Annotated in this window: 13 protein-coding genes; 3 read left to right on the top strand and 10 right to left on the bottom strand. The window is 57.1% G+C overall.

Annotated features, from left to right (window positions below):
• Positions 1 to 37: 37 nt before the first annotated feature.
• The 8 genes from LJN55_RS00630 to bcsR form a co-directional block, all read right to left on the bottom strand.
• Positions 38 to 1,519, bottom strand: a complete 1,482-nt coding sequence (locus LJN55_RS00630; protein WP_227535465.1) for a M16 family metallopeptidase — start codon at positions 1,517 to 1,519, stop codon at positions 38 to 40.
• A gap of 260 nt (positions 1,520 to 1,779) precedes the next feature.
• On the bottom strand, positions 1,780 to 3,054 hold the full coding sequence (locus LJN55_RS00625; protein WP_133844594.1) for a dicarboxylate/amino acid:cation symporter: 1,275 nt from the start codon (positions 3,052 to 3,054) through the stop codon (positions 1,780 to 1,782).
• A gap of 184 nt (positions 3,055 to 3,238) precedes the next feature.
• Positions 3,239 to 5,236, bottom strand: a complete 1,998-nt coding sequence (hmsP, locus tag LJN55_RS00620) for a biofilm formation regulator HmsP (protein ID WP_227535463.1) — start codon at positions 5,234 to 5,236, stop codon at positions 3,239 to 3,241.
• A gap of 162 nt (positions 5,237 to 5,398) precedes the next feature.
• A complete protein-coding gene (locus tag LJN55_RS00615) occupies positions 5,399 to 8,377 on the bottom strand; it encodes a cellulose synthase subunit BcsC-related outer membrane protein (RefSeq protein WP_227536438.1) in 2,979 nt (992 codons plus the stop codon).
• A complete protein-coding gene (bcsB, locus tag LJN55_RS00610; protein ID WP_212814367.1) occupies positions 8,377 to 10,638 on the bottom strand; it encodes a cellulose biosynthesis cyclic di-GMP-binding regulatory protein BcsB in 2,262 nt (753 codons plus the stop codon). The genes LJN55_RS00615 and bcsB overlap by 1 nt, the downstream gene beginning before the upstream one ends.
• Positions 10,639 to 10,648: 10 nt before the next feature.
• Positions 10,649 to 13,258 carry a UDP-forming cellulose synthase catalytic subunit gene (gene bcsA / locus LJN55_RS00605; RefSeq protein WP_227535462.1) on the bottom strand — a complete coding sequence of 870 codons (2,610 nt, stop codon included), beginning with the start codon at positions 13,256 to 13,258 and terminating at the stop codon, positions 10,649 to 10,651.
• On the bottom strand, positions 13,255 to 13,983 hold the full coding sequence (bcsQ, locus tag LJN55_RS00600; protein ID WP_227535460.1) for a cellulose biosynthesis protein BcsQ: 729 nt from the start codon (positions 13,981 to 13,983) through the stop codon (positions 13,255 to 13,257). The genes bcsA and bcsQ overlap by 4 nt, the downstream gene beginning before the upstream one ends.
• Entirely contained in the window at positions 13,983 to 14,174 is a 192-nt protein-coding gene (gene bcsR / locus LJN55_RS00595; protein ID WP_133844602.1) for a cellulose biosynthesis protein BcsR, read from the bottom strand. Before bcsR ends, bcsQ begins: the two co-directional genes overlap by 1 nt.
• A gap of 297 nt (positions 14,175 to 14,471) precedes the next feature.
• Between bcsR and bcsE the strand changes: the two genes are divergently transcribed.
• Genes bcsE through bcsG form a run of 3 tightly spaced genes read left to right on the top strand, consistent with a single transcriptional unit; the run spans position 14,472 to position 17,859 of the window.
• The gene (gene bcsE, locus LJN55_RS00590; RefSeq protein WP_133844604.1) at positions 14,472 to 16,019 is read left to right on the top strand and encodes a cellulose biosynthesis protein BcsE; all 1,548 of its coding nucleotides are present in this window, start codon (positions 14,472 to 14,474) and stop codon (positions 16,017 to 16,019) included.
• Positions 16,016 to 16,207 (top strand): cellulose biosynthesis protein BcsF, encoded by a 192-nt coding sequence (bcsF, locus tag LJN55_RS00585; protein ID WP_133844606.1) that lies wholly within the window; start codon positions 16,016 to 16,018, stop codon positions 16,205 to 16,207. Before bcsE ends, bcsF begins: the two co-directional genes overlap by 4 nt.
• Entirely contained in the window at positions 16,204 to 17,859 is a 1,656-nt protein-coding gene (gene bcsG, locus LJN55_RS00580; RefSeq protein WP_133844608.1) for a cellulose biosynthesis protein BcsG, read from the top strand. The genes bcsF and bcsG overlap by 4 nt, the downstream gene beginning before the upstream one ends.
• Positions 17,860 to 18,276: 417 nt before the next feature.
• Here the strand turns inward: bcsG and LJN55_RS00575 are convergent, their stop codons facing one another.
• Together LJN55_RS00575 and bcsD are read right to left on the bottom strand one after the other, a co-directional pair.
• Entirely contained in the window at positions 18,277 to 19,275 is a 999-nt protein-coding gene (locus LJN55_RS00575; protein ID WP_227536437.1) for a glycosyl hydrolase family 8, read from the bottom strand.
• Positions 19,276 to 19,286: 11 nt separating this feature from the next.
• On the bottom strand, positions 19,287 to 19,751 hold the full coding sequence (gene bcsD, locus LJN55_RS00570) for a cellulose biosynthesis protein BcsD (RefSeq protein ID WP_133844610.1): 465 nt from the start codon (positions 19,749 to 19,751) through the stop codon (positions 19,287 to 19,289).

Genomic DNA, 19,751 nt, shown 5'->3' with positions numbered 1-19,751 from the left:
GGGCCAAAACAGCGGGTCCGCCCCGTGATCACACCTGTCACTGTGCCGGTGCGCTGCCGTCCGTTTGTGCCGCGTCCGCTGGGGCAGCCACTGGCGCTATCGGCGTCATAATTTTCTGCCAGCTTTCGAGCAACATCTTCACCTTGGTTTCAGGTTCGCCCTGCGGCTGCATCAGCACCATCGTCATATCCTGGGTTAACTGCTGACGTAGCTCCTGGTTGAGCTGGTCGAGGGTTAACTCTGACAGGAAAGTCTGACGCAGTTTCTGATATTGCTCAGGAGCGATATCCACCACTGCGTTCTGTTGAGAGCGAAGGCGCTGGCTCATCAGAACATCGGTATCGGTGCGTGCATAGGTGGCAAACAGCTTGGTCAGTTCACTTTTCTTCTGCGTCATCAACGCATCGAACTCCTGCTGAGTCAGCCCTTTATCACGCACGTTGACCATCTCTTTGGCGATCAGCTCCAGGTTGTTGTTCAGTGCCGCGTTGTCTGCATCCATATTGATGGCACACTGGGCGCGCTGATACAGCACCCGGCAATCGAAGCCAACCTGCATTCCCTGGGTTTTGTTATCACTCAGGACTTTCTGCACATGCCAGAACAGCGCTTCACGCGCCAGATCGCTCTGCCAGTAGCGCAGCAGGTTTTGTGATTCGCGGATGGGCTGCCACGGCGTATCCCACACCAGCGACAGACGATCCTGGCTAATACCGTTGTTCACCAGATTCACCGGCTGCTGTGGCAACGGCGAAAGCGTTGGCATCGCGGAAGGCTGATCGCGCTTGCCCTCCAGCGGGGAGAACAATTTATTGATTTGCTCGGCCAGACTGCGGCTGTCTACGTTACCCACCACAAACAGCGTCATGGCATCGGGCGTGTACCACTGCTTATAGAATGCATAGAGCTGCGCCATATCGACCGGGGTTTTTACCGCGGCGGCCGGGTCATGCGCCAGCATCGAAGAGCCTTTCAGGCGGTAACGCCACCAGACATCCTGCGGATTACCCGGCCAGGTGGCAATCGGGTCATCAGCATTGATGGCGGTGTTCACCACCTGATCGTTAATCGTCATTTTACCTGCGGTTGCCGCCAGCCAGGCCAGGGCTTCTTTCAGCATTTCCGGGCGGTTATTCGGCAGGCTCAGATTGTAAAGCGTGTAATCGTATGAGGTGATGGCTGGCGGTTGGGGGTGCTGCGGATCAATACTTTGCTGCCACAGTGAGCGCTGCTGCGCCGGATCCAGCGTGGCATTATGCACCAGCGCCAGACGGGGTAACAAATGACTGTAGCCAGCCTGCTGGGCGCTTTCTACCAGCGAGCCCGTGTTAACTAACAGGCGAATTTCAACGCGGTCACTTGGACGCTGCGGGGTGGTGAGCAACTGCCAGCTAAAACCGTTCTCCAGTTTGCCCTGCTGCCAGGCAGGATCGGGTTGGAGTGTTTCAGCCTGTACAGTGCTACTGGCCACTGCCAGTAAGATTCCACCAATCAATAAACGAATTCTGGTGCCCTGCATGTGAACCCCTACTCAATCACAAACCAAATAATTATCACTGGCGGTCTACGGCCTGATTCTGTCACGGTGACAGATGGCTCCGGAAAGCCACTGTTTTTAAAAGGAACAGCTCTTAGACCACGCATCGACGAGGATGTCACACAGCGGAATGAAAAATCATAAAATAATATGAGGGTTATTATGCAAATGCCCGCCGTGAGGGCAAGTCACGACGGGCATTTGAGGTGATTTTTTGTGAATTAAGTACTTATCGCGATGTTTCAGGCTACTTTTTGCTGCTTTTTACTCGCATTCAACGTCTCTTTTAACTGCTTTTCGTCCAGCTGACCCACCCATTTGGCCACCACCACGGTCGCCACGCCGTTACCCACGAGATTCGTCAGTGCGCGGGCTTCGGACATAAAGCGGTCAATGCCGAGAATCAGTGCCAGGCCCGCCACCGGCAGGTGCCCAACGGCCGAGAGCGTTGCCGCCAGCACGATAAAACCACTGCCGGTCACCCCTGCTGCACCTTTCGAGGAGAGCAGCAACACCACCAGCAGGGTAATCTGATGCCAGATATCCATATGGCTATTGGTGGCCTGAGCGATAAAGACCGCCGCCATCGTCAGGTAAATCGAGGTGCCGTCGAGGTTGAAGGAGTAACCGGTGGGTATCACCAGGCCGACGACCGATTTCTTACACCCCAGCTTCTCCATTTTATCCAGCATACGTGGCAGCGCCGACTCAGAAGAGGACGTCCCCAGGACAATCAGCAGCTCCTCTTTGATATAGGCAATAAATTTGAAGATATTGAAACCAACCACGCGAGCAATCAGCCCCAGCACCACCACCACAAACAGCAGGCAGGTGATGTAGAAGCAGATGATCAGTTGGCCGAGCTGTACCAGTGAACCCACGCCGTATTTGCCAATGGTGAAGGCCATCGCACCGAAAGCCCCGATCGGTGCCAGGCGCATAATCATATTGATGATGCCGAAAATGACCTTGGAGAAGCTGTCGATAAAGTTGAACACCAGCGTGCCTTTATCGCCCATACGGTGCAGAGCAAAGCCAAACAGGATCGCGAACAACAGCACCTGCAAAATATTGCCGCTGGCAAAGGCACCAATGACGCTGCCCGGGATCACATCCAGCAGGAATGCCACCACGCCCTGCTGTTCAGCCTGCTGGGCGTACATCGCCACCGCTTTAGCATCCAGCGTAGCCGGGTCAACGTTCATGCCCACGCCAGGCTGCAACACGTTCACTACCACCAGGCCGATAATCAGCGCAATGGTACTGACCACTTCAAAATAGAGCAGCGCCACGGCACCGGTGCGCCCGACCGCTTTCATGCTTTCCATACCGGCAATACCGGTCACCACGGTACAGAAGATCACCGGGGCAATAATCATTTTGATCAGCTTGACGAAGGCATCACCCAGCGGCTTCATCTGCGCGCCCAGCTCCGGGTAGAAATGCCCGAGCAGAACACCGACGGCGATAGCTGTCAGTACCTGGAAATAAAGACTTTTGAACAGGGAAGTTTTCATAAAGGTATCCGTTAACCGCGTTAATTGTTGTTTTTTAGTCCAACGACAGCGCGAAAGTAACATCCGGTTAACAGGATTGGTACGGGGTGGCCCGGCGTGGGGCCACCTAATCGACATTTATAAGAGCTGAATCACGTCAGCAGAAAGTTGTATAACTAAAGAAAGTAGAAGGTAGACCCGCGTCTCAGGATTGTGACAGATAACGTTGCTCAAATTGCGGCAGCGGCAGCGCCTCTGAATACAGATAACCCTGACCAATAGAGATACCCCGTGCCAGCAGCCAGTCACGCTGCTCTTCGGTTTCCACACCCTCGGCCACGACGTCCAGATGCATTATCTCAGCGATGAAAGAAACAATTCTCACCATACTGTCATTATTCGGCAACGCGGCGACAAAGCTGCGATCCATTTTTAGTTTGCTAATCGGCAGCGTTTTAAACTGATTCAGCCAGTTCAGATTGGCATAGCCCATACCGAAATCGTCCAGCGCGATGGAAACGCCGGTTTTCTGTAATTCCTGCAAAAGGTGCAGCGCCTGCTCTGGCTCACCGATCTGGGCGGTTTCAGTGATCTCCAGCATCAGACGACCAGGACGGATGTCATAACGCTGAATCAGCTCCTGTAAATGACTGACCATTGTGGCTTCGCGCAGTTGGATTGCCGAGAGATTCACACTCAGCGTCAATTCGATCCCCTGCTGCTGCCAGTCGGCCAGGAGACGACAGGAGGCTTCAAACACCCAGCGGCCGAGTGCGGTAATCACCCCAATCTCTTCCGCGTTAGTAATCAGATCTTCCGGCAGGCACCAGGAGCCATCGGGCTGACGCTGGCGCAGCAGCGCTTCAGCGCCCACCAGCTTGCCGTTGTTCATATCAATTTGTGGCTGCAACCATAGCGCAAACTGCTGCTGCTCCAGCCCCTGCAAAATATCATGTTCCTGGGTGAGACGTTTCTGCGCGCGCTCGGTTAATGCCGGGTCGAAGAACAGGATCTGATTTTTCCCCTGATGGCGTGCCGACATCATGGCCGAGGTCGCACGGGCCAGCAGATCGGCGGCACTCAGGCTGTCGGCGTCACGCAGTACCATGCCCACGCTGATATTCGGCCGCAGCTGCATATGCTGCAAACCGATCGGCTGATTCAGGCGCACCATCAGAGTCCGCGCCAGCCGCAGTCCACGGAACGGGTTATTCGCGCGTTTCACCAGCAGGGCAAAATCGCAGATCGACAGCTGCGCCAGTACCGTACGCTCATCAATACACTCGCGCATTTTCTCCACCAGCGTCAGCAGCATGGCATGACGTTGTTCGTCGGTGACCAGCCCGTTGGTCTCCAGCAGCGTTTCAATACGCACCACGATCAGAGTAAACATACCCGCCGGGCCAACAGCGCGCAGATGCTGCTCCAGCAGCGCCAGGAACAGCGTTTTATAAGGCAGGCCGGTGAGAGAAAAATGGGTGCTCATGTGGCTCATCTCATCAAAGGACGATGCCAGCATCTTCTGGTTACGGTTGTAGTGGCGGATCAACATGCCGATTTCATCATCACGATGATGACGCGGCAACGACAGCTGATGACCGATCGCCTGTTGCAGGCTCAGGTCCCGCAGCTCGTGGGCAATATTGCGCAGCGGGCGCACCATCAACCGATTAATACACCAGCTGATAGAGACAGAGAGGATCAGCGCCAGCAGCAGATAGGCGGTGACCATCGTCGAGACAGCACTAAGGATAAACTGATACACGCGCCAGGAATCGGCCTGCAACACCAGTATCGCCAGGGGCTTAGGGTTGGCCGGTTGGACAGAATAGAGAGGGACCGTGATTTGCACCGGCAGCTCAAACAACTCCATGATAAAACGTGGCACCGGTTTCTCGGGCTCAAAGTCCGTATGCAGCGCCTGGAGCCCATTGGGCAGCACCACTTCTGCGCGCGCCAGAATACCGGCCGGACGCAGTGAGTTAAGAATATATTCAGCCTGAGGAATATCCGCTTTGAGTACCGCCTGTGACAACGGCTGGCGAACGGTATGTGCCACGTTCTCCATTTGCTGGGCGTAGTCGATTCTGCGCTGCTGCACAAAATGAAAAAGCTGTATGACGATAAAAATACAAATGGTCACGACTGCAACGCTGGAAATCGTCGCCATTTGCTTAATCGTTAACGAACGACTGACGCGCAAGCCTGTTCTCCGAAGCACCGAATCTCTGATTCAGGGCATATAGGGCAAAAAAACAGTCCCGAGTATATCCTAAGGTAAGCGTATTTTAAGCTATCACGCCTCGCAATCGTTCGTTTAGGGGTTTTCCTGGTCTTCCTGTCCCCTTTTCATGCTCCCTGCGCATTATTTAAAATCTGCATAGGGGATCAGCGGCTGCGGCGGCATATCCAGATCGCCCTGCCAGCCCGCCATCGAATAGCGCAGATACATCAATCCGTGGCTGGGGGTGTAATCCTTCGCCTGCTGAATATCCACCCCGAGCCCCAGCGTCCAGTGTGACGATAACCGCCGTTCCACCAGCGCCTGTAACGTGTAGCCAACGCCGCTGCCGCCCCCGTCACTGCCCGGCGGATTATCGCGGGTCAGGTCGCCAAAACTGAGAGGATAGCGCGGCTGAGCACGCGTTTTTGAGTGGGACAGCGAAACCGAACCGCCAAGGTCAAATGACCAGTTTTCTGTGCGCTGACGGAAGGTGACAGGCACTGACACTGACGCATAACGCTGTGGACTGTAGTAGCCGCCCTGGCCGAGAGAGTAGTCGCTGAGATCCTTCGCGTAATGCCACAGCATGCCATTCAGGCCAATCGTTGCGCGGCGGTTATCCTCGTTAATCCACTTATAGTAGTAGCCACTCATCAGGCGTTCGCGAGAGTTATCCGCCACGTTAGTGCCGCCGATCTGATGAGCGCTGATATCGGCCCAGATGCCATGTGCCTCACCCCGGTCATAGCTCAGGCCAATGGCACCCCCGGTAGCCACCACCCCGCCCCAGGTTTTTCCACTGGCCGGGTTCGGGTCGCGCGCCCCGGCAAAAGCCAGTAACGAACTGGAAATCGGTCGCCGTGAGGCGGTCAGCGAAACACCCACCTCATCAATATCGGTATTCCAGGTCAGGCCCCCTACCCAGTTCGTGACCTCGAAACCGAGTGGGGTGGTGCCGAGATCGGCTGACCAGCGATCGCTGCGATATCCTGCGCCGATGCTGGTGCCATTCTGGTGCTGTTTAACGTCCTGGCGGCACTGCGCATCGCCATTGGCGCAGGTGCCGAAATTTTCGGTGATATTACCGCTGCTATTGCGTGAAAAGGTCCCCGCCGACACATCGACATTGTCCAGTCGTAGCCAGCTACGGCCCTCATCCCAGGGCGTTTCCGCCTGCAACATGGTGGTACGTGCGGTGAAATCTGAAATACCGCCGGTGCCTTTATTACGCGAGTAATCTTCTTCGAGCGTGAACACCGTATCCTGCTGCTTATACAGGTCGGCACTGTCGCTGCGGATACTCCGTTTCAGCCAGTCATCGCGCACATCGTTACGCGTCAGCCGGGTAAAGGTATCGTTATCGACCGGGGGCTGTGCAGCAATACCGCTGGACACCATCGCCTGCCGGTAATCGTTCAGTGCGGCCGCGGACTGGCCCTGTGCGGCCTCCAGCCTGGCGGCATCACGCAGGACCAGCGCACTCAGCTCCGACGGGCTCTCTTTTTCTGCCTGCGCTTTCAGCCCGGCATACTGTGTCCGCGCACGATCGGTTTCACCGATGCTCGCCCAGGCATTCGCCACCCGGCGTCCGTTGCTGAGGCTGGCTGCACTGACCACAGGGGGCAACGCCTGTAACAGACGCTGCGCATCAGCAGGCTGCTGCTGCGCTATCTGAGCATCAATCTGGTCGAGCAGACGCTGGCTTTCCAGACGGTCTGACAACGCCTGAATATCGGGCGTCCACCGGGATTTTGGCAGAGTATTTAGCTGCTTCAACGCGGCATCATCGTTATCACGCCCGGAGAGCCACAGCCCGTAGGTATAGACCTGTGCCGGGTCCTGCGGCTGGCGCCGGGCCATCGCCGCCATCACCGCCTCTGCCGCTGCCGTCTGGCCGTTTTCGCGCAGCGCTCCGGCGTAGCGATAATTCAGCCAGACATCATCCGGGGCATCCGGCTGCGCCTGGCGATATTTTGCTACTGCCTGCGACCATTTCCCCTGCTGCCCCAGCCGATCGGCCTCATCACTGAGCGCACTGCTACGCAGACTGGCAAGGGTATCGCCCAGCGCACGCTGCTGCGCAACGGGCAGGGTATTCAGGAAATCCAGCGCCCGCTGCGGGGACTGTTGCTGATAAACAGCGGCCAGCCGACGCACCGCCGTGGTGTTACCCGGCTCAACGCGCAGCGCTTCGCGGTAATGCTGTTCGGCCTGACTATTGTCCTTACGGGCCAGCGCCACATCACCCAGGACAATGCGCGCATAGCCGTCACGCGGGTCAAGCGGCCGTGCCTGCAGGTAGTAACGCTCTGCCGCGCGAGTATCCCCCTGCGCCAGCGCCTTATCGCCCTGTTCAATGGCCAGCCAGTACTGATTCGAACGCAGCAGGCTCTGCCATTTACTCACGTCGTCACCCTCCGGGGCAGCAGCGATCGCCTGACGAAACCAGGTCGTGGCAGCCGCACGGTTACCGGCCTGAGTCAGCGCCTGGCCGCGTGCGCCCAGCGCCGCGGCACGGGTATCCGCTTGTGTGCGGCCGACATCCTGCTTTATCAGAGTAATCGACTGCTGTAGCTCTGCATTGCCCGGTGCCTGGCCGTCCAGTGCCTGCATTTCTGCCAGCGCCAGCGCCTGCTGGCCGGGCAGCCGCGCCACCAGACGCCAGTACTCCAGCGCAATATCAGTTGACGGAAACGCGCCGTGGAACAGCTGGTCCCAGGCGGTCCGGGCTTCCTCCAGCCGACCTGACGCCGCCAGTAGCCGTGCCTGCTGGAACTGCTGACGCCCTTCCGGCGTGATCAGCAGCATACTGGCTGCTGCCTGCCGCGCTGCCGCCGAAGACGGGGCAATCTGATTAAGCTGGCTCATCAGCCGGGCAGCGGTGGCCTGATCGCCCTGGCGCAGCGCCAGACGCAGTTTTGCCGCCAGCACATCCGGGTTATCCGGGGCAATTTTGTCCAGTCGGTAGAGTGACTGGGCGACCAGGTCGTACTTATTGGTCGCCTCCCCGGTACGCACCTGTTGTAACAGCCACGCTACCGGCGCCACACTGTCCGCCGCAAAAACGGCACTGAGCGGCAACAGGAGAACAGGCAGCAGCAGCCCATGCAGCGGGCGCATCACTCTTCGTCATCCTCGTCGTACAGACGACGACGGCTGATGCCGCGCATCACGCGCCAGACCAGTACCGCGAACAGGATCACCACCACACCCGCCAGCGTTGCCAGCCACAGCGGGTGCGTCGCCAGCAGGTTCCACAGGCGCTCCCACCACGGCAGGTGCCCGACATAATAGGTCTCACCCACACGCAGACTGTTAACGCCGGACTCTCGAATAATCGACACCGACCCAAACATCGCGTCTCGTTTGCCGCTGTCATTCATGGCATCGGCCAGCAGTCGCCAGGCCTGTGGACTGTCGGCCAGCAGAGCGACCACGCTACGCTGCTCAAAGAACGGCGACTGGAAGCCCACAACGGCGGCCATCGGCCCGGCGGAAACAATGGTGGTCTGGCTTTCCGGCTGCCGATCGACCGCCGGGCCGTCAACGCTGCTGAGTACCGGCTGACGCAGCGGTTTGTTAACCCAGCTTTTTGCCGCATCCACCAGCAGATTAATTTTGCTGTCATCTTTTAAGTCTGCGGGCAGGCTGCCAATCATCAGCAGGTCAGCATCCTCTGTTTTCGCCTGCGACCAGTTATCAGTCAGGCGAACCTTCATCGCCGGATAGCCGCTCTGTGCGCTGATGGTGGCCAGTGCGTCGAGCATTGCGGTCACCTGCTCAGGCTGCGGCTGCGCGTTGACCAGTACCAGGGTCTTCGCCAGGTCGGCCTGACGGCTGAACGGGAACCCGGCGGAGGCAAAAGCACGCAGGGACGGCATTTCGATAAAGTGGCGATAACCCGAGAAGTCGACGGTGGAGCTACCGTCGATCACCACGTGATTTTTAACCGGCACCACCGTTTCACAGCGCCCGTCGGCGGTTCCACCAATAAAGGTCAGGGCATAGTCAAAATCGAAGCGCAGCTGATTGACCACATCCAGGCGCAGTGCCGGGATCGTCAGGTTAGTACTGCCATCCTGCAGTCCCTGGATCAGCGGAATGTGTAGCAGCTGCTGACTGCGGTCTTTCTTCACCACCAGCGGGTAGTCCTGAACAAACTGATTATTCAGGTGAACGGCCAGTCGTGAACTGTCGTTCAGGATCGGCGAGGTGTAGCGATAGCGCAGATCCATATCAATCCCACGCGCGCGGATCAGGAACAGGTCCGGCGGCAGATTGAGGGTGAAATTGAGCGGCGAAGGTTGCAGGCCATCAGACTGCAACTGCCCCTGATACTGCTGCAATTCCGCGAAGGTGGTGGCGCGGTCGGTACGCACCCAGTTGGGGGCATCGTAAGGCTGACGGTCAGCCAGCGGTTTCAGTGAGTCAACGATGGACGTCTGTCCGCGTAACAGCAACTCCCCCTGCGCGATCCCCTGAACCGCCATAATCAGATCGTTATCGTCACGGCCCATGACCAGCAGCATTTTCTGATAGGGATTGTCTGGCTGGCTGACGATCGACACGGTCGGCTTATTCACCGGCGGAAGATCCTTCAGGAAATCCGGGCGCTTAGCGTTGGTCGCAAACACCACGGCATGCTGATCCTGCGGCAGCTGGTTGTACATCACCGGGAAGTTCTGCCCGCGCCACTGCGCTTTGGTACCAAACCAGGACGCCAGAATACCCGCCGCACGCTGTTCGGCAAGGTCCGGCGCTGAGGCAAACACCACCGGCAGCGACATCGGACGGTTATCGCGGCTGTCGAAGAACGGTTCCGGGAAATGTGAAAGATCGTTGGTCAGCGGCAGCTTTTGCAGCGTCAACTCCAGACGGCTCTCTTTACCGATATCCAGCCAGATCGAACTGTACGCCGGATTTTCGCAGACGTTGGTGTAATGTCCCACCAGCTCAAAACGAATGCGGTTGAAATCACCAATAAAACGCGGGTCAATCGGCACTTCCACCTGGTTCTCTTTTCCCAGCTGTTCGGCGGTGAGCGTCACCAGTCCGACCATTTCGTCATTCAGGTAGATTTTCAGGTGCGACAGCGTCGGGAGCAGCGCGGGTGACGGGCGGAAACTCAGCATCAGCAGCGCCTTTGTCGCCACCTCATCGCTGCGCACGCCAAATTCAATCTGCCCCTCGGGATGGGTGCCGCGCAGGGAGAAAGCCCCGGGCGGCGGCGCGATTTTTGCAAAATTGAGCACGGACTCGCGCAGCGGTGCAGCGGGCAGCGGTGATATCACAGGCGCCTGTGGCGTGGGGATATCGGCCGCCTGACTCAGTGGCATCACCCCGATCAACAGCGCAGTAAACCAGCTTTTTTTTATCATCATCATTTTATCTTCACTGTTGCGTCACGGGGCTGCGCACGCGCCCCACACCATGAGGGAGGAAAGAGGTTATCCACGCTGCCAGCGCGGTTAAACCAACAAATAACTGGCGCAGGCGCGGTGGCCCGTACTCCGCCAGACGCAGATAGCCTTTAAAGCCCAGCACCACGATATCGACCAGACTTTGTACCGGTTTATCTTCCGGGAAGCCGTCCTGCCAGAGTGCCCAGGTATCGGCCCGGGCAAAGGTGCACTGAATAAATTCAACGTGCTGCTGAGTGGTCAGGTTGTCCAGCCGGATACCCGCCCGGCGGCCAAAGGTGTGCTGCACAATGCACGGGAAGCTGAACTCCTGCTGACCCCGTTTGAGCAGTAAAAATACCGCCTCATCGTCGTTCAGCGCATTGGCTTCTCGCAGCTCGACGCCGACGCCACCGTCTGAATAGTCGCGCAGCGTGCAGGGCAACAGATGTCCGTCTGCGCGGGCAATCGCCGCAGGCATCGCAATCTCCACGCGATGCGCTTCACGGATCTGCCGGGCTTCAACGGACACCGCCACCGCGCCCCCCAAAATAATCAGGTTATAAAACACCCAGATAAGGCTGACCAGCACGGTCAGGATCTCACTGGGTGGGCCATAAGCGAGTCGCCAGACAGCGGCGACAACCCCGGCAATATTAATCAGCACCAGGCACATATAGGGGCGAGTGATCACCCAGTCAAGATGCTCCTCTTCAACCAGCCCACCTTTCGCAGTGACGTTGAATTTCCCCTTATGCGGATTCAGCAGCGCCACGGTGGTCGGGCGCGCGATATACCAGGCCAGCACGGTTTCATAGACCTCACTCCAGAAGGAGTGCCGCCAGCGTCCCTGGATACGCGAGTTGGTCAGACTGGTATGCAGCATATGTGGCAGCACGTAAATGGCGATCGCCAGCGCCGGGGCGAAGATAATAAACGCGTGGCACAGCAGGAAGGCCAGCGGGGCCAGCAGGAAAATCAGTCGGGGGATGCCCGAAAGGAAGTGCAGCATGGCATTGGCGTAGCACAGGCGCTGTACCAGCTTCAGCCCTTTGCCGAGCAAAGGGTTGTCCAGGCGGAAAATCTGCACCATACCGCGCGCCCAGCGGATACGCTGCCCGATATGCGCCGACAGGCTCTCCGTCGCCAGCCCGGCGGCCTGCGGAATGCGAATATAGGCCGAGGTATAGCCTTTACGGTGCAGACGTAGCGAGGTATGGGCATCCTCCGTGACGGTCTCAACGGCAATCCCGCCAACTTCCTCCAGGGCGCTACGGCGCAGCACCGCGCAGGAACCGCAAAAGAAAGTGGCATCCCAGACATCATTCCCATCCTGGACCAGCCCGTAGAACAGCGTGCCCTCGTTGGGTGTGCGGCGGAAACGTCCGAGATTGCGCTCAAAGGGGTCCGGCGAGAAGAAGTGATGCGGCGTCTGCAACATAGCCAGCTTCGGGTCTTTGATAAACCAGCCCAGGGTCATTTGCAGGAACGAACGCGTCGGTACGTGGTCGCAGTCAAAGATGGCGACGTACTCACTGCGGCACACCGTGCGCAGGGCATGGTTAATATTGCCGGCTTTCGCATGCTCGTGGGTCTCGCGCGCCACATACTGAATGCCAACGCTATCGGCAAATTCACGAAATTCCGGGCGTTGCCCATCGTCCAGCAGATAGATTTTCAGCTTCTCTCGCGGCCAGTCGAGGCCCAGAGCCGCATAAATGGAAGGCTTAACGACGCTCAACGGCTCATTGTAGGTTGGCACCAGCAGATCAATCGTCGGCCAGCTATGAATATCCTCCGGCATCGACACCGGCTGACGGTGCAGTGGCCACAGGCTCTGGAAATACCCCAGCACCAGCACCACCCAGGCGTAAGTTTCAGCGGCAATCAGCAGCAAACCAAAAAACAGGCTTAGCCGATCATCCCAGTTCAGCGTAACGGTATAGCGCCACCACAGATAACGGCAGGAGATGGTCAGTGACAGGACAATCATCATCATGACCGGCAGGCGGCCCGGAATGCGCCGCACCACCATCGCCACCATCCACAGCACCATAACAAAAATAAACTGCGTCCAGATATCAAACGGCTGCGAGATGCACAGCAGGGCCAGCGCCGTAGCCACCAGCACCGCCACGCTGAACAAGGCTTTGCGCAGCCACGGATGCAGCTGATTTAACCAGCGCTCACCCCGGCTCTCCAGCCTGCTGCGTTGCGCTTTTTGCGACAGGCGGTGCAGCCAGCGATGAAAGAGTTTGCGCCTGAGTGCCAGCGGGCGGAAGGCATTCAGCCGCACGCGCTCACTGCGCGGTGAGGTATCAAGCGGCATAAACAACATCAGCCACAGGCTCTGCACCAGATAACGCAACAGATCCGCCGGGCGTGGACGTTCCGGCGAAATCTGCGGGTAAAGATGGCGACGGCGGGCACGCACGGACTGCCACTCCGGGGATTCAAATCGCAGCAGCGTCCAGCCCAACATCACCAGCAGGCACTGGAGCGCGGCGGCCAGCACCGGGGTACGATGACGGCGATAGTCGCGATAACGCTGGTGTAATGCCTGCCACACCGGGGGAATCAACAGCCAGCGCAGCGGGTTCATGCCGCTTTACCTTTAAGGTTGACCAGGCACCAGGTCGCCAGTGTCGCCATCTCCTCTGCCGCCAGGCTGAGGGGGCGATATTCGCCCAGCGGTTGCTTGCTCAACAGCGCTTCGGCCACTGCCTCATCGCGATGGATCACCAGCGGAACCATCGCCCTGAGCGAGCTTAACCACAGCTGGTGCAAATCCTGCTGCGCCTTGCTGACGGAAGTAAACTGGTTGATCAGGAACAGGGTGTTGGCAGGAAAGCTCGCCTGATGCAGGCGCAGATGGCAGTTGCCATCCGGGTTGAGCACCAGTAAATGGTGATCGGCCTGCAGCAGCGAAGGATTCAGATGGGATAACTCCGCCGGGATATCCAGCAGTACCCAGCGATACTCGCTACGCAGGGCTTCAAGACGCGTGGACCACGGGGTCAGTAACGCTTCAGGCTGACGAAAATAATCCAGCCCTTCTTCACGCGGAAGCTGCCCAAAGGGAATAAAGTCGAGTTGCGCGGTATAACGCATCGCGCTCTGCTGCCACGGCTGCTGGTGTCGCATGCTGTGTGCCCAGCCACGGGACTGTGTTACGGGAGAATTAAAATGAGTACTCAGCTGATTATGTGGTGAAAAATCAATGGCAATAGTCCTTTCCCCGAGGCGGTTCAGCGCCCAGGCCAGCCCTGCTGTGACAGAAGTGGTACCCACACCGCCACGTAATCCCGACAATGCAACGATCGGCATTAACTTTCCTTATTCTGAAGTGCACCCAATTCTGTCAGTAGTGGCCATCGCGCATAAATGGCAGCCAGTCTTTCCTGACGGGCAATATCGATATAACGAAATGCGCCGAGTGAAAATGCCTCCCCCAATGCACTAATATCATCAGGTGGCTCACTCTCGGTTTGTAAAGCAGGACGCTGATTTTTATTCATCTTTGCCAGCCATTATGCAGGAACAGGTCGATTTAATAATACACATTTGTCACGTTAATGAGTTAAAGCTCATTGCTTTACCATGCCAGAAAAGCCATCGATGGCGCACGCCCCCACACTGACCGCCGTCAGTGGTCAGACTATCCCGACAATCTAATGCATAAAAATGTGAAAGCGATATCAATGATTCACTGGCACCTGTTAAGTAGTAATGTATATTTACAGTATAACAAGCGGTATGAAAAATTTTTTCCAGGCTGCCATCACGCTGGATTATTCCTGGTGCAAAAAAATCTTATGACGATTTCATTTACCTTAGGGCTTGGACAGGTTCAAAATGAATTAGTGTTGATGCAACCGCCAGGCTGCTACTGGGTCACAGTAAACAGGCAGGAAGATGCACGCCTGCTGGTGCGCCAGACGATAGCCGCTCAACGAGCGTTGACCCTGATCAGCACGACTGAACCTCCCCACAGCCTGCTGACACCTGCCCCACAAGGCGGCCCGAATAAGATCCCGTTATTCTCTTTGCCTGAAACGACCGAAGCGCTGATGGATTTAGCGGAAGATTTTTCCCGGGTATTAGCCAATAAACCCCGATTCCTGATTTTTTATACCGCCTTCAGTACGTGGGAGACGTTATCGTCCATTGAGTTAAATAACTGGCTGAAGGGGATTCAAAAATGGTTAACCGCGCGAAAATCAACATTGTTGATTATCACCTCCGGTCCCGGCGTTAATCTTCTGCGCAATGATTTACAGACACGCTATCGCCATCTGGATGGTTTGTCGCATCTTGAATGGCAACAGGACAGCTGGAATTACCGGGTTAACTGGTGGTGTAATAAAAGTGGCATGCTGGCAGATCGTGCGCTGCGCCTCACTTTGATTCAGGATGCTTTCCAGCAAATTAATGAAGAAGAGCAAAACACACCGTTAACATTAAATGATGAATATCTTTATCTGGCAGAAAAAACGGTACTGGAAGGTGCGCCCCCTCTTTCCAGCGCATGGACGCTGTTTGATGATAACAGCCAGCTTGCCAGCCGGGCACAGCAGGCCAGTGCCGCCACGGTGATCTTTAATCTGCATCATAACGACCAGATCGCGACTCTGGCGGGTGATATTCACGGCCTGCGCCGCACGCGCGGCAGCGCCCTGAAAATTGTGGTGCGTGAAATGCAAACATCCCTGCGCTACAGCGATGAACGCCTGCTGCTGGCCTGCGGCGTGAATGCCATCGTGCCCTTCAATGCCACTATGTCGCGTTTTCTGACCACTCTGGAAGGGTTGCAGGGGCAGTTCTATAACCGCCATGTGCCTGCTGACCTTGGCGTTTTACTGCGCTCCATGCAGCCACTGCAGGAGAAAGGCTACCTGCCGCTGGAGCATTTTTGCCGCTCAGTGGCACGGTTGATCGATAACACCATGCTGCCGGAGGATGGCAAAGGTCTGCTGGTGGCCCTGCGTCCCGTTCCGGAACTCAGCCCGGAACAGGCACTGACGCTGTGCAAGCCGCGACGCTACGGTGACCTTGTGACGCGTATAGAGGACCGGGTGTATCTGTTCCTCTCTTCCTGCCGTTACAACGACCTGGATACGGCATTGCAGTACATTTTCCATCTGCCACCCAACGAGATTTTCACCAACCGGATGGTGTGGTTTGAAGATTTACAAATCCTCTCGGAAGTCAGGCAGATAACCAGTATGTTGCCCAGCGCCTGGCGTGATGCCCCACCGACTGAGACCCACGAATTGGCGGCCGATACCAAACAGCCAGAGATCCGCCTGGTGCCGGAAGAAGTGACGCTCGCCACCCGTTCAGATAAAGAGGGCCCGCAATGACACTGATGGATGGGGTGCAGATCGTCATTCTGCTGCTGTTGATCCTGTTATTACTGAAGCCTTTTTACAGCCGCTGGCTGCCCAAAAAATGGCGCGGGATCCTGCACCGTGTTCTGCCCCCCCGCGCCCTGAAATATGAAGGGACCTGGCGGCGAAAATCTCCTGATTCGGAAACCAAGAAACGATGAACGATCGCCAACCTGTCACTTCTTCTTCCCCCCCTGTCTGGCGCTACTGGCGCGGGCTGGGCGGCTGGAATTTTTACTTTCTGCTCAAGTTTGGGTTGCTGTGGTTTGGCTACCTTAATTTCCATGCGCTGAACAATCTGATTTTCCTGGCGTGGCTGCTGATGCCGATCCCATCGGTGAAGCTGCACCGGCTGCGTCACTGGGTCTCCATTCCTATTGGTATTGCCCTGTTCTGGCAGGATACCTGGCTACCGGGCCTGCAAACACTGCTTAGCCAGGGCGGGCAGCTCGCCGGATTTTCCGCCGACTATCTGCTGGACTTAGCGACCCGCTTCATTAACTGGCAGATGGTTGGTGGTGCCTTTATTCTTCTGGTGCTGTACCTGTTCCTTGCCCAATGGGTACGGGTGACGGTAGTGGTTTCGCTGATGCTGGTGTGGGTGAACGTGGTGAACCTCGCCGGACCGGCATTTACCCTGCTGCCAGCCGGGGAAGCCACACCGCCGGTGGCAACAAACCCGGCACCTGAGGCCACAAAAAGTGCGGCAAGCGGTATGGAAGAGACGCTTCCTCCCACCAGCGCCAACCTGACGGCTCATCTCAACGCCTTCTATAACAGCGAAAAACAGCGTATTACGCAGTTCCCGGAGACGCTGCCTGCGGACTCCGCGCCCTTTGATATTCTGGTGATCAATATTTGCTCGCTGGCCTGGTCGGACATCGAGTTTGCGAAACTGCGCAATCACCCACTGTGGCAGCACTTTGATGTGGTGCTGGATAACTACAATGCCGCGACCGGCTACAGCGGGCCGGCGGGGATCCGCCTGCTGCGTGCCAGCTGTGGTCAGAGTTCGCACAGCGATCTGTACAAACCGGTTGATGAGCGTTGCTATCTGTTTGATAACCTGGCGAAGCTCGGCTTTAAGCAGCAGCTGATGCTGGACCATCCGGGCGTATTTGGCGGTTATTTGCAGGAGCTGCGTGATGACGGCAATTTACAGGCCCCGCTGATGTCACAGGCCGGGCTGAAACCTCAGTTAACCTCGTTTGACGGGGAACCGGTGTTTGATGATGCCCAGGTAATGCAGCGCTGGCTGGATGACCGGCAGAAAAGCAGCGATGCCCGCAGCGCCACTTTCTATAACTTGATTCCGCTGCACGACGGCACACGTGCACTGGGCAGCAACAAAACCGCCCCCTGGGAGCCACGGGCGCAAAAGCTGTTCGATCAGCTGGATGCTTTCCTGACCAATCTGGATAAGTCCGGCCGCCGGGTGATGGTGCTGGTGGTGCCGGAGCACGGTGCGGCGCTGGAAGGTGACCGGATGCAGATGTCCGGCCTGCGCGATATTCCCAGCCCGTCGATTACCCATGTTCCGGTGGGCATCAAGTTTGTTGGTATGAAGGCACCCCATGCGGCACAGCCGCTGGATGTCAGTACACCGACCAGCCTGCTGGCGATTTCCGAGTTGGTTTCCCGCGTGGTTGATGGTCAGGTGTTTAATGCCGCCAATGTGAATATGGCGACATTGACGGCTGATTTACCCCAGACCCCGGTGATCTCCGAGAATGATAATGCGGTGGTGATGATGTATCAGGGTAAACCGTGGATTCGGCTGAACGGTGGGGATTGGGTGGCGTATCCACAGTAGGGGTCGGGCATGCCCGACCCGCATCAGGGCGAGGCGTGCCTCGCCCCTACGCAAATGAAGGTGAGTAGCCTGTCCGTTGCAGGGATCGGGCGTGCCTCGCCCCTACGCAAATGAGGGTGAGTAGCCTGTCCGTTGCAGGGATCGGGCGTGCCTCGCCCCTACGTAAAATGAGGGTGGGTGACCTGTCCGTTGTAGGGGTCGGGCGTGCCCGGCCCTATGCAAAATGAGGGTGGGTGACCTGTCCGTTGTAGGGGTCGGGCATGCCCGACCCTATGCAAAATGAGGGTAGGTGACCTGTCCGTTGTAGGGGTCGGGCATGCCCGACCCGTTTCAGGGCGAGGCGTGCCTCGCCCCTACGCAAAATGAGGGTGGGTAGCCTGTCCGTTGTAAGGTTCGGGCATGCCCGACCCACAGGCATTAGCGGTTGTTCAGCGCCAGGAACGTCAACAGACGCAGACTGGCCGAATAATAATCCTCACTGCTGTTCAACGCATCATTGATATAACCGGTATCATCCAGCGTCAAATCACGCACCGCCAGCAGACCGCCCGCCATATTGTACGGCGCTTTATCGTTACTCAGCACATCAATCCAGGCCGGCGTTTGCAGCCGCTGGAAGTTCATCCAGAAACGCTGGAACGGCACCAGTTGCAGCGAGGCAGGATCATACCAGTGCAGATAAAGCGGAACACGGATTGCATCATAACTGAAACGCGGCGGCCAGGCGGTAGCCGGAGCCATTGAACCGTCGGCGTTCATTGCCACCCAGTCCATTGGCAGGCCACTGTCACCAAAACGCATCTCAGACAGCAACTGCGTACCATCGTCAATCAGAGCGTTCCACACCTTCAAATGGCTGCGGGCAGCAAAGTCACGCCATGCCGGGAAAACAAAGTAGGATGGGTTGAGGATCACATAGCTGGTTTTGTTAAAACCCTGCGCGCCAGGCAACATAATCGTCCGCCCGGCAAAGGTGATCACATTGCGGTCAATAATCGCTTTTTGCAGACGATCGGACGCTTGTAAATACGCCGGTACGTTCCACTTATTGCCCGCTTTCAGCAGGGCCCAGGCGATCAGCACATCACCATCAGAAGCGTTGTTGCGGTCACTGACCGGGTCGCTGGCACCGGGGGTGTACTTCCAGTAGAACAGACCGTTGTTCGGATTGCTGAGGTTCTTCTGCGTCCAGCCCCACAGGCTGTCAAAACTGCTGCGGTCGTTGTAATACACCGCCATCAGCATCGCATAGCCCTGGCCTTCCGTGTGGCTGACATTCTTATTGCCCGTATCCTGGATACGTCCTTCGGATGTCATAAAACGCGTTTTAAACGTGCTCCAACCGTCTGCGGCACTGGCCTGGGACATCCCCAGCACCAGTGCGAGCAGAATCATGCCTGTCCTGAGCATTGCCATCATCATATTCCTCACGCCTGGTAACGAAAACGTAGTGAGCTTTCACCGGTTTCTTCACAGGTCAGGGCAACGTTATCGCTCCCTCCCTGACCGCGCAGCCAGCGGGCATACAGGCCCAGCAGAACCGCACCCAACGCCAGACGCCACTGACGGTCTGGCATCACCCCATCGCCCGGCGGCAGCGCCAGATGATCGATAACAATCGCCGTCTCCGACGGTTTAAGATCAACAAACCCCCAGTTGAAGCGCGCCAGCACCTGATTGATCTGTGCTTCCAGATCCGCCACGGTAGCGATCGCGCCCAGCGGGTAACGGTGGGCCAGGTTATCGCCCATCTGACGTAAAAAAGCCTGACTTTCGCGCTCACCGGCGTTATTCAGCATCCCGTTAATCATCACACTCAGCAGATCAAACCAGCCCGGCTGATACTGCTGCTGACGGTAATATTGCAGGGTGCGTTCCTGTAACTGACTCAT

Origin of the sequence: Erwinia rhapontici, assembly GCF_020683125.1 — a bacterium.
Classification (GTDB): domain Bacteria; phylum Pseudomonadota; class Gammaproteobacteria; order Enterobacterales; family Enterobacteriaceae; genus Erwinia; species Erwinia rhapontici.
This window is presented reverse-complemented; position numbering and strand designations above follow the sequence as displayed.

What these genes read in the sequence shown, in the direction of transcription:
- LJN55_RS00630 (WP_227535465.1), bottom strand. Translation starts at nt 1,519, where the DNA reads ATGCAGGGCACCAGAATTCGTTTATTGATTGGTGGAATCTTACTGGCA.
- LJN55_RS00625 (WP_133844594.1), bottom strand. Translation starts at nt 3,054, where the DNA reads ATGAAAACTTCCCTGTTCAAAAGTCTTTATTTCCAGGTACTGACAGCT.
- LJN55_RS00615 (WP_227536438.1), bottom strand. Translation starts at nt 8,377, where the DNA reads ATGCGCCCGCTGCATGGGCTGCTGCTGCCTGTTCTCCTGTTGCCGCTC.
- bcsB (WP_212814367.1), bottom strand. Translation starts at nt 10,638, where the DNA reads ATGATGATAAAAAAAAGCTGGTTTACTGCGCTGTTGATCGGGGTGATG.
- bcsA (WP_227535462.1), bottom strand. Translation starts at nt 13,258, where the DNA reads ATGAACCCGCTGCGCTGGCTGTTGATTCCCCCGGTGTGGCAGGCATTA.
- bcsQ (WP_227535460.1), bottom strand. Translation starts at nt 13,983, where the DNA reads ATGCCGATCGTTGCATTGTCGGGATTACGTGGCGGTGTGGGTACCACT.
- bcsR (WP_133844602.1), bottom strand. Translation starts at nt 14,174, where the DNA reads ATGAATAAAAATCAGCGTCCTGCTTTACAAACCGAGAGTGAGCCACCT.
- bcsE (WP_133844604.1), top strand. Translation starts at nt 14,472, where the DNA reads ATGACGATTTCATTTACCTTAGGGCTTGGACAGGTTCAAAATGAATTA.
- bcsF (WP_133844606.1), top strand. Translation starts at nt 16,016, where the DNA reads ATGACACTGATGGATGGGGTGCAGATCGTCATTCTGCTGCTGTTGATC.
- bcsG (WP_133844608.1), top strand. Translation starts at nt 16,204, where the DNA reads ATGAACGATCGCCAACCTGTCACTTCTTCTTCCCCCCCTGTCTGGCGC.
- LJN55_RS00575 (WP_227536437.1), bottom strand. Translation starts at nt 19,275, where the DNA reads ATGGCAATGCTCAGGACAGGCATGATTCTGCTCGCACTGGTGCTGGGG.
- bcsD (WP_133844610.1), bottom strand. Translation starts at nt 19,751, where the DNA reads ATGAGTCAGTTACAGGAACGCACCCTGCAATATTACCGTCAGCAGCAG.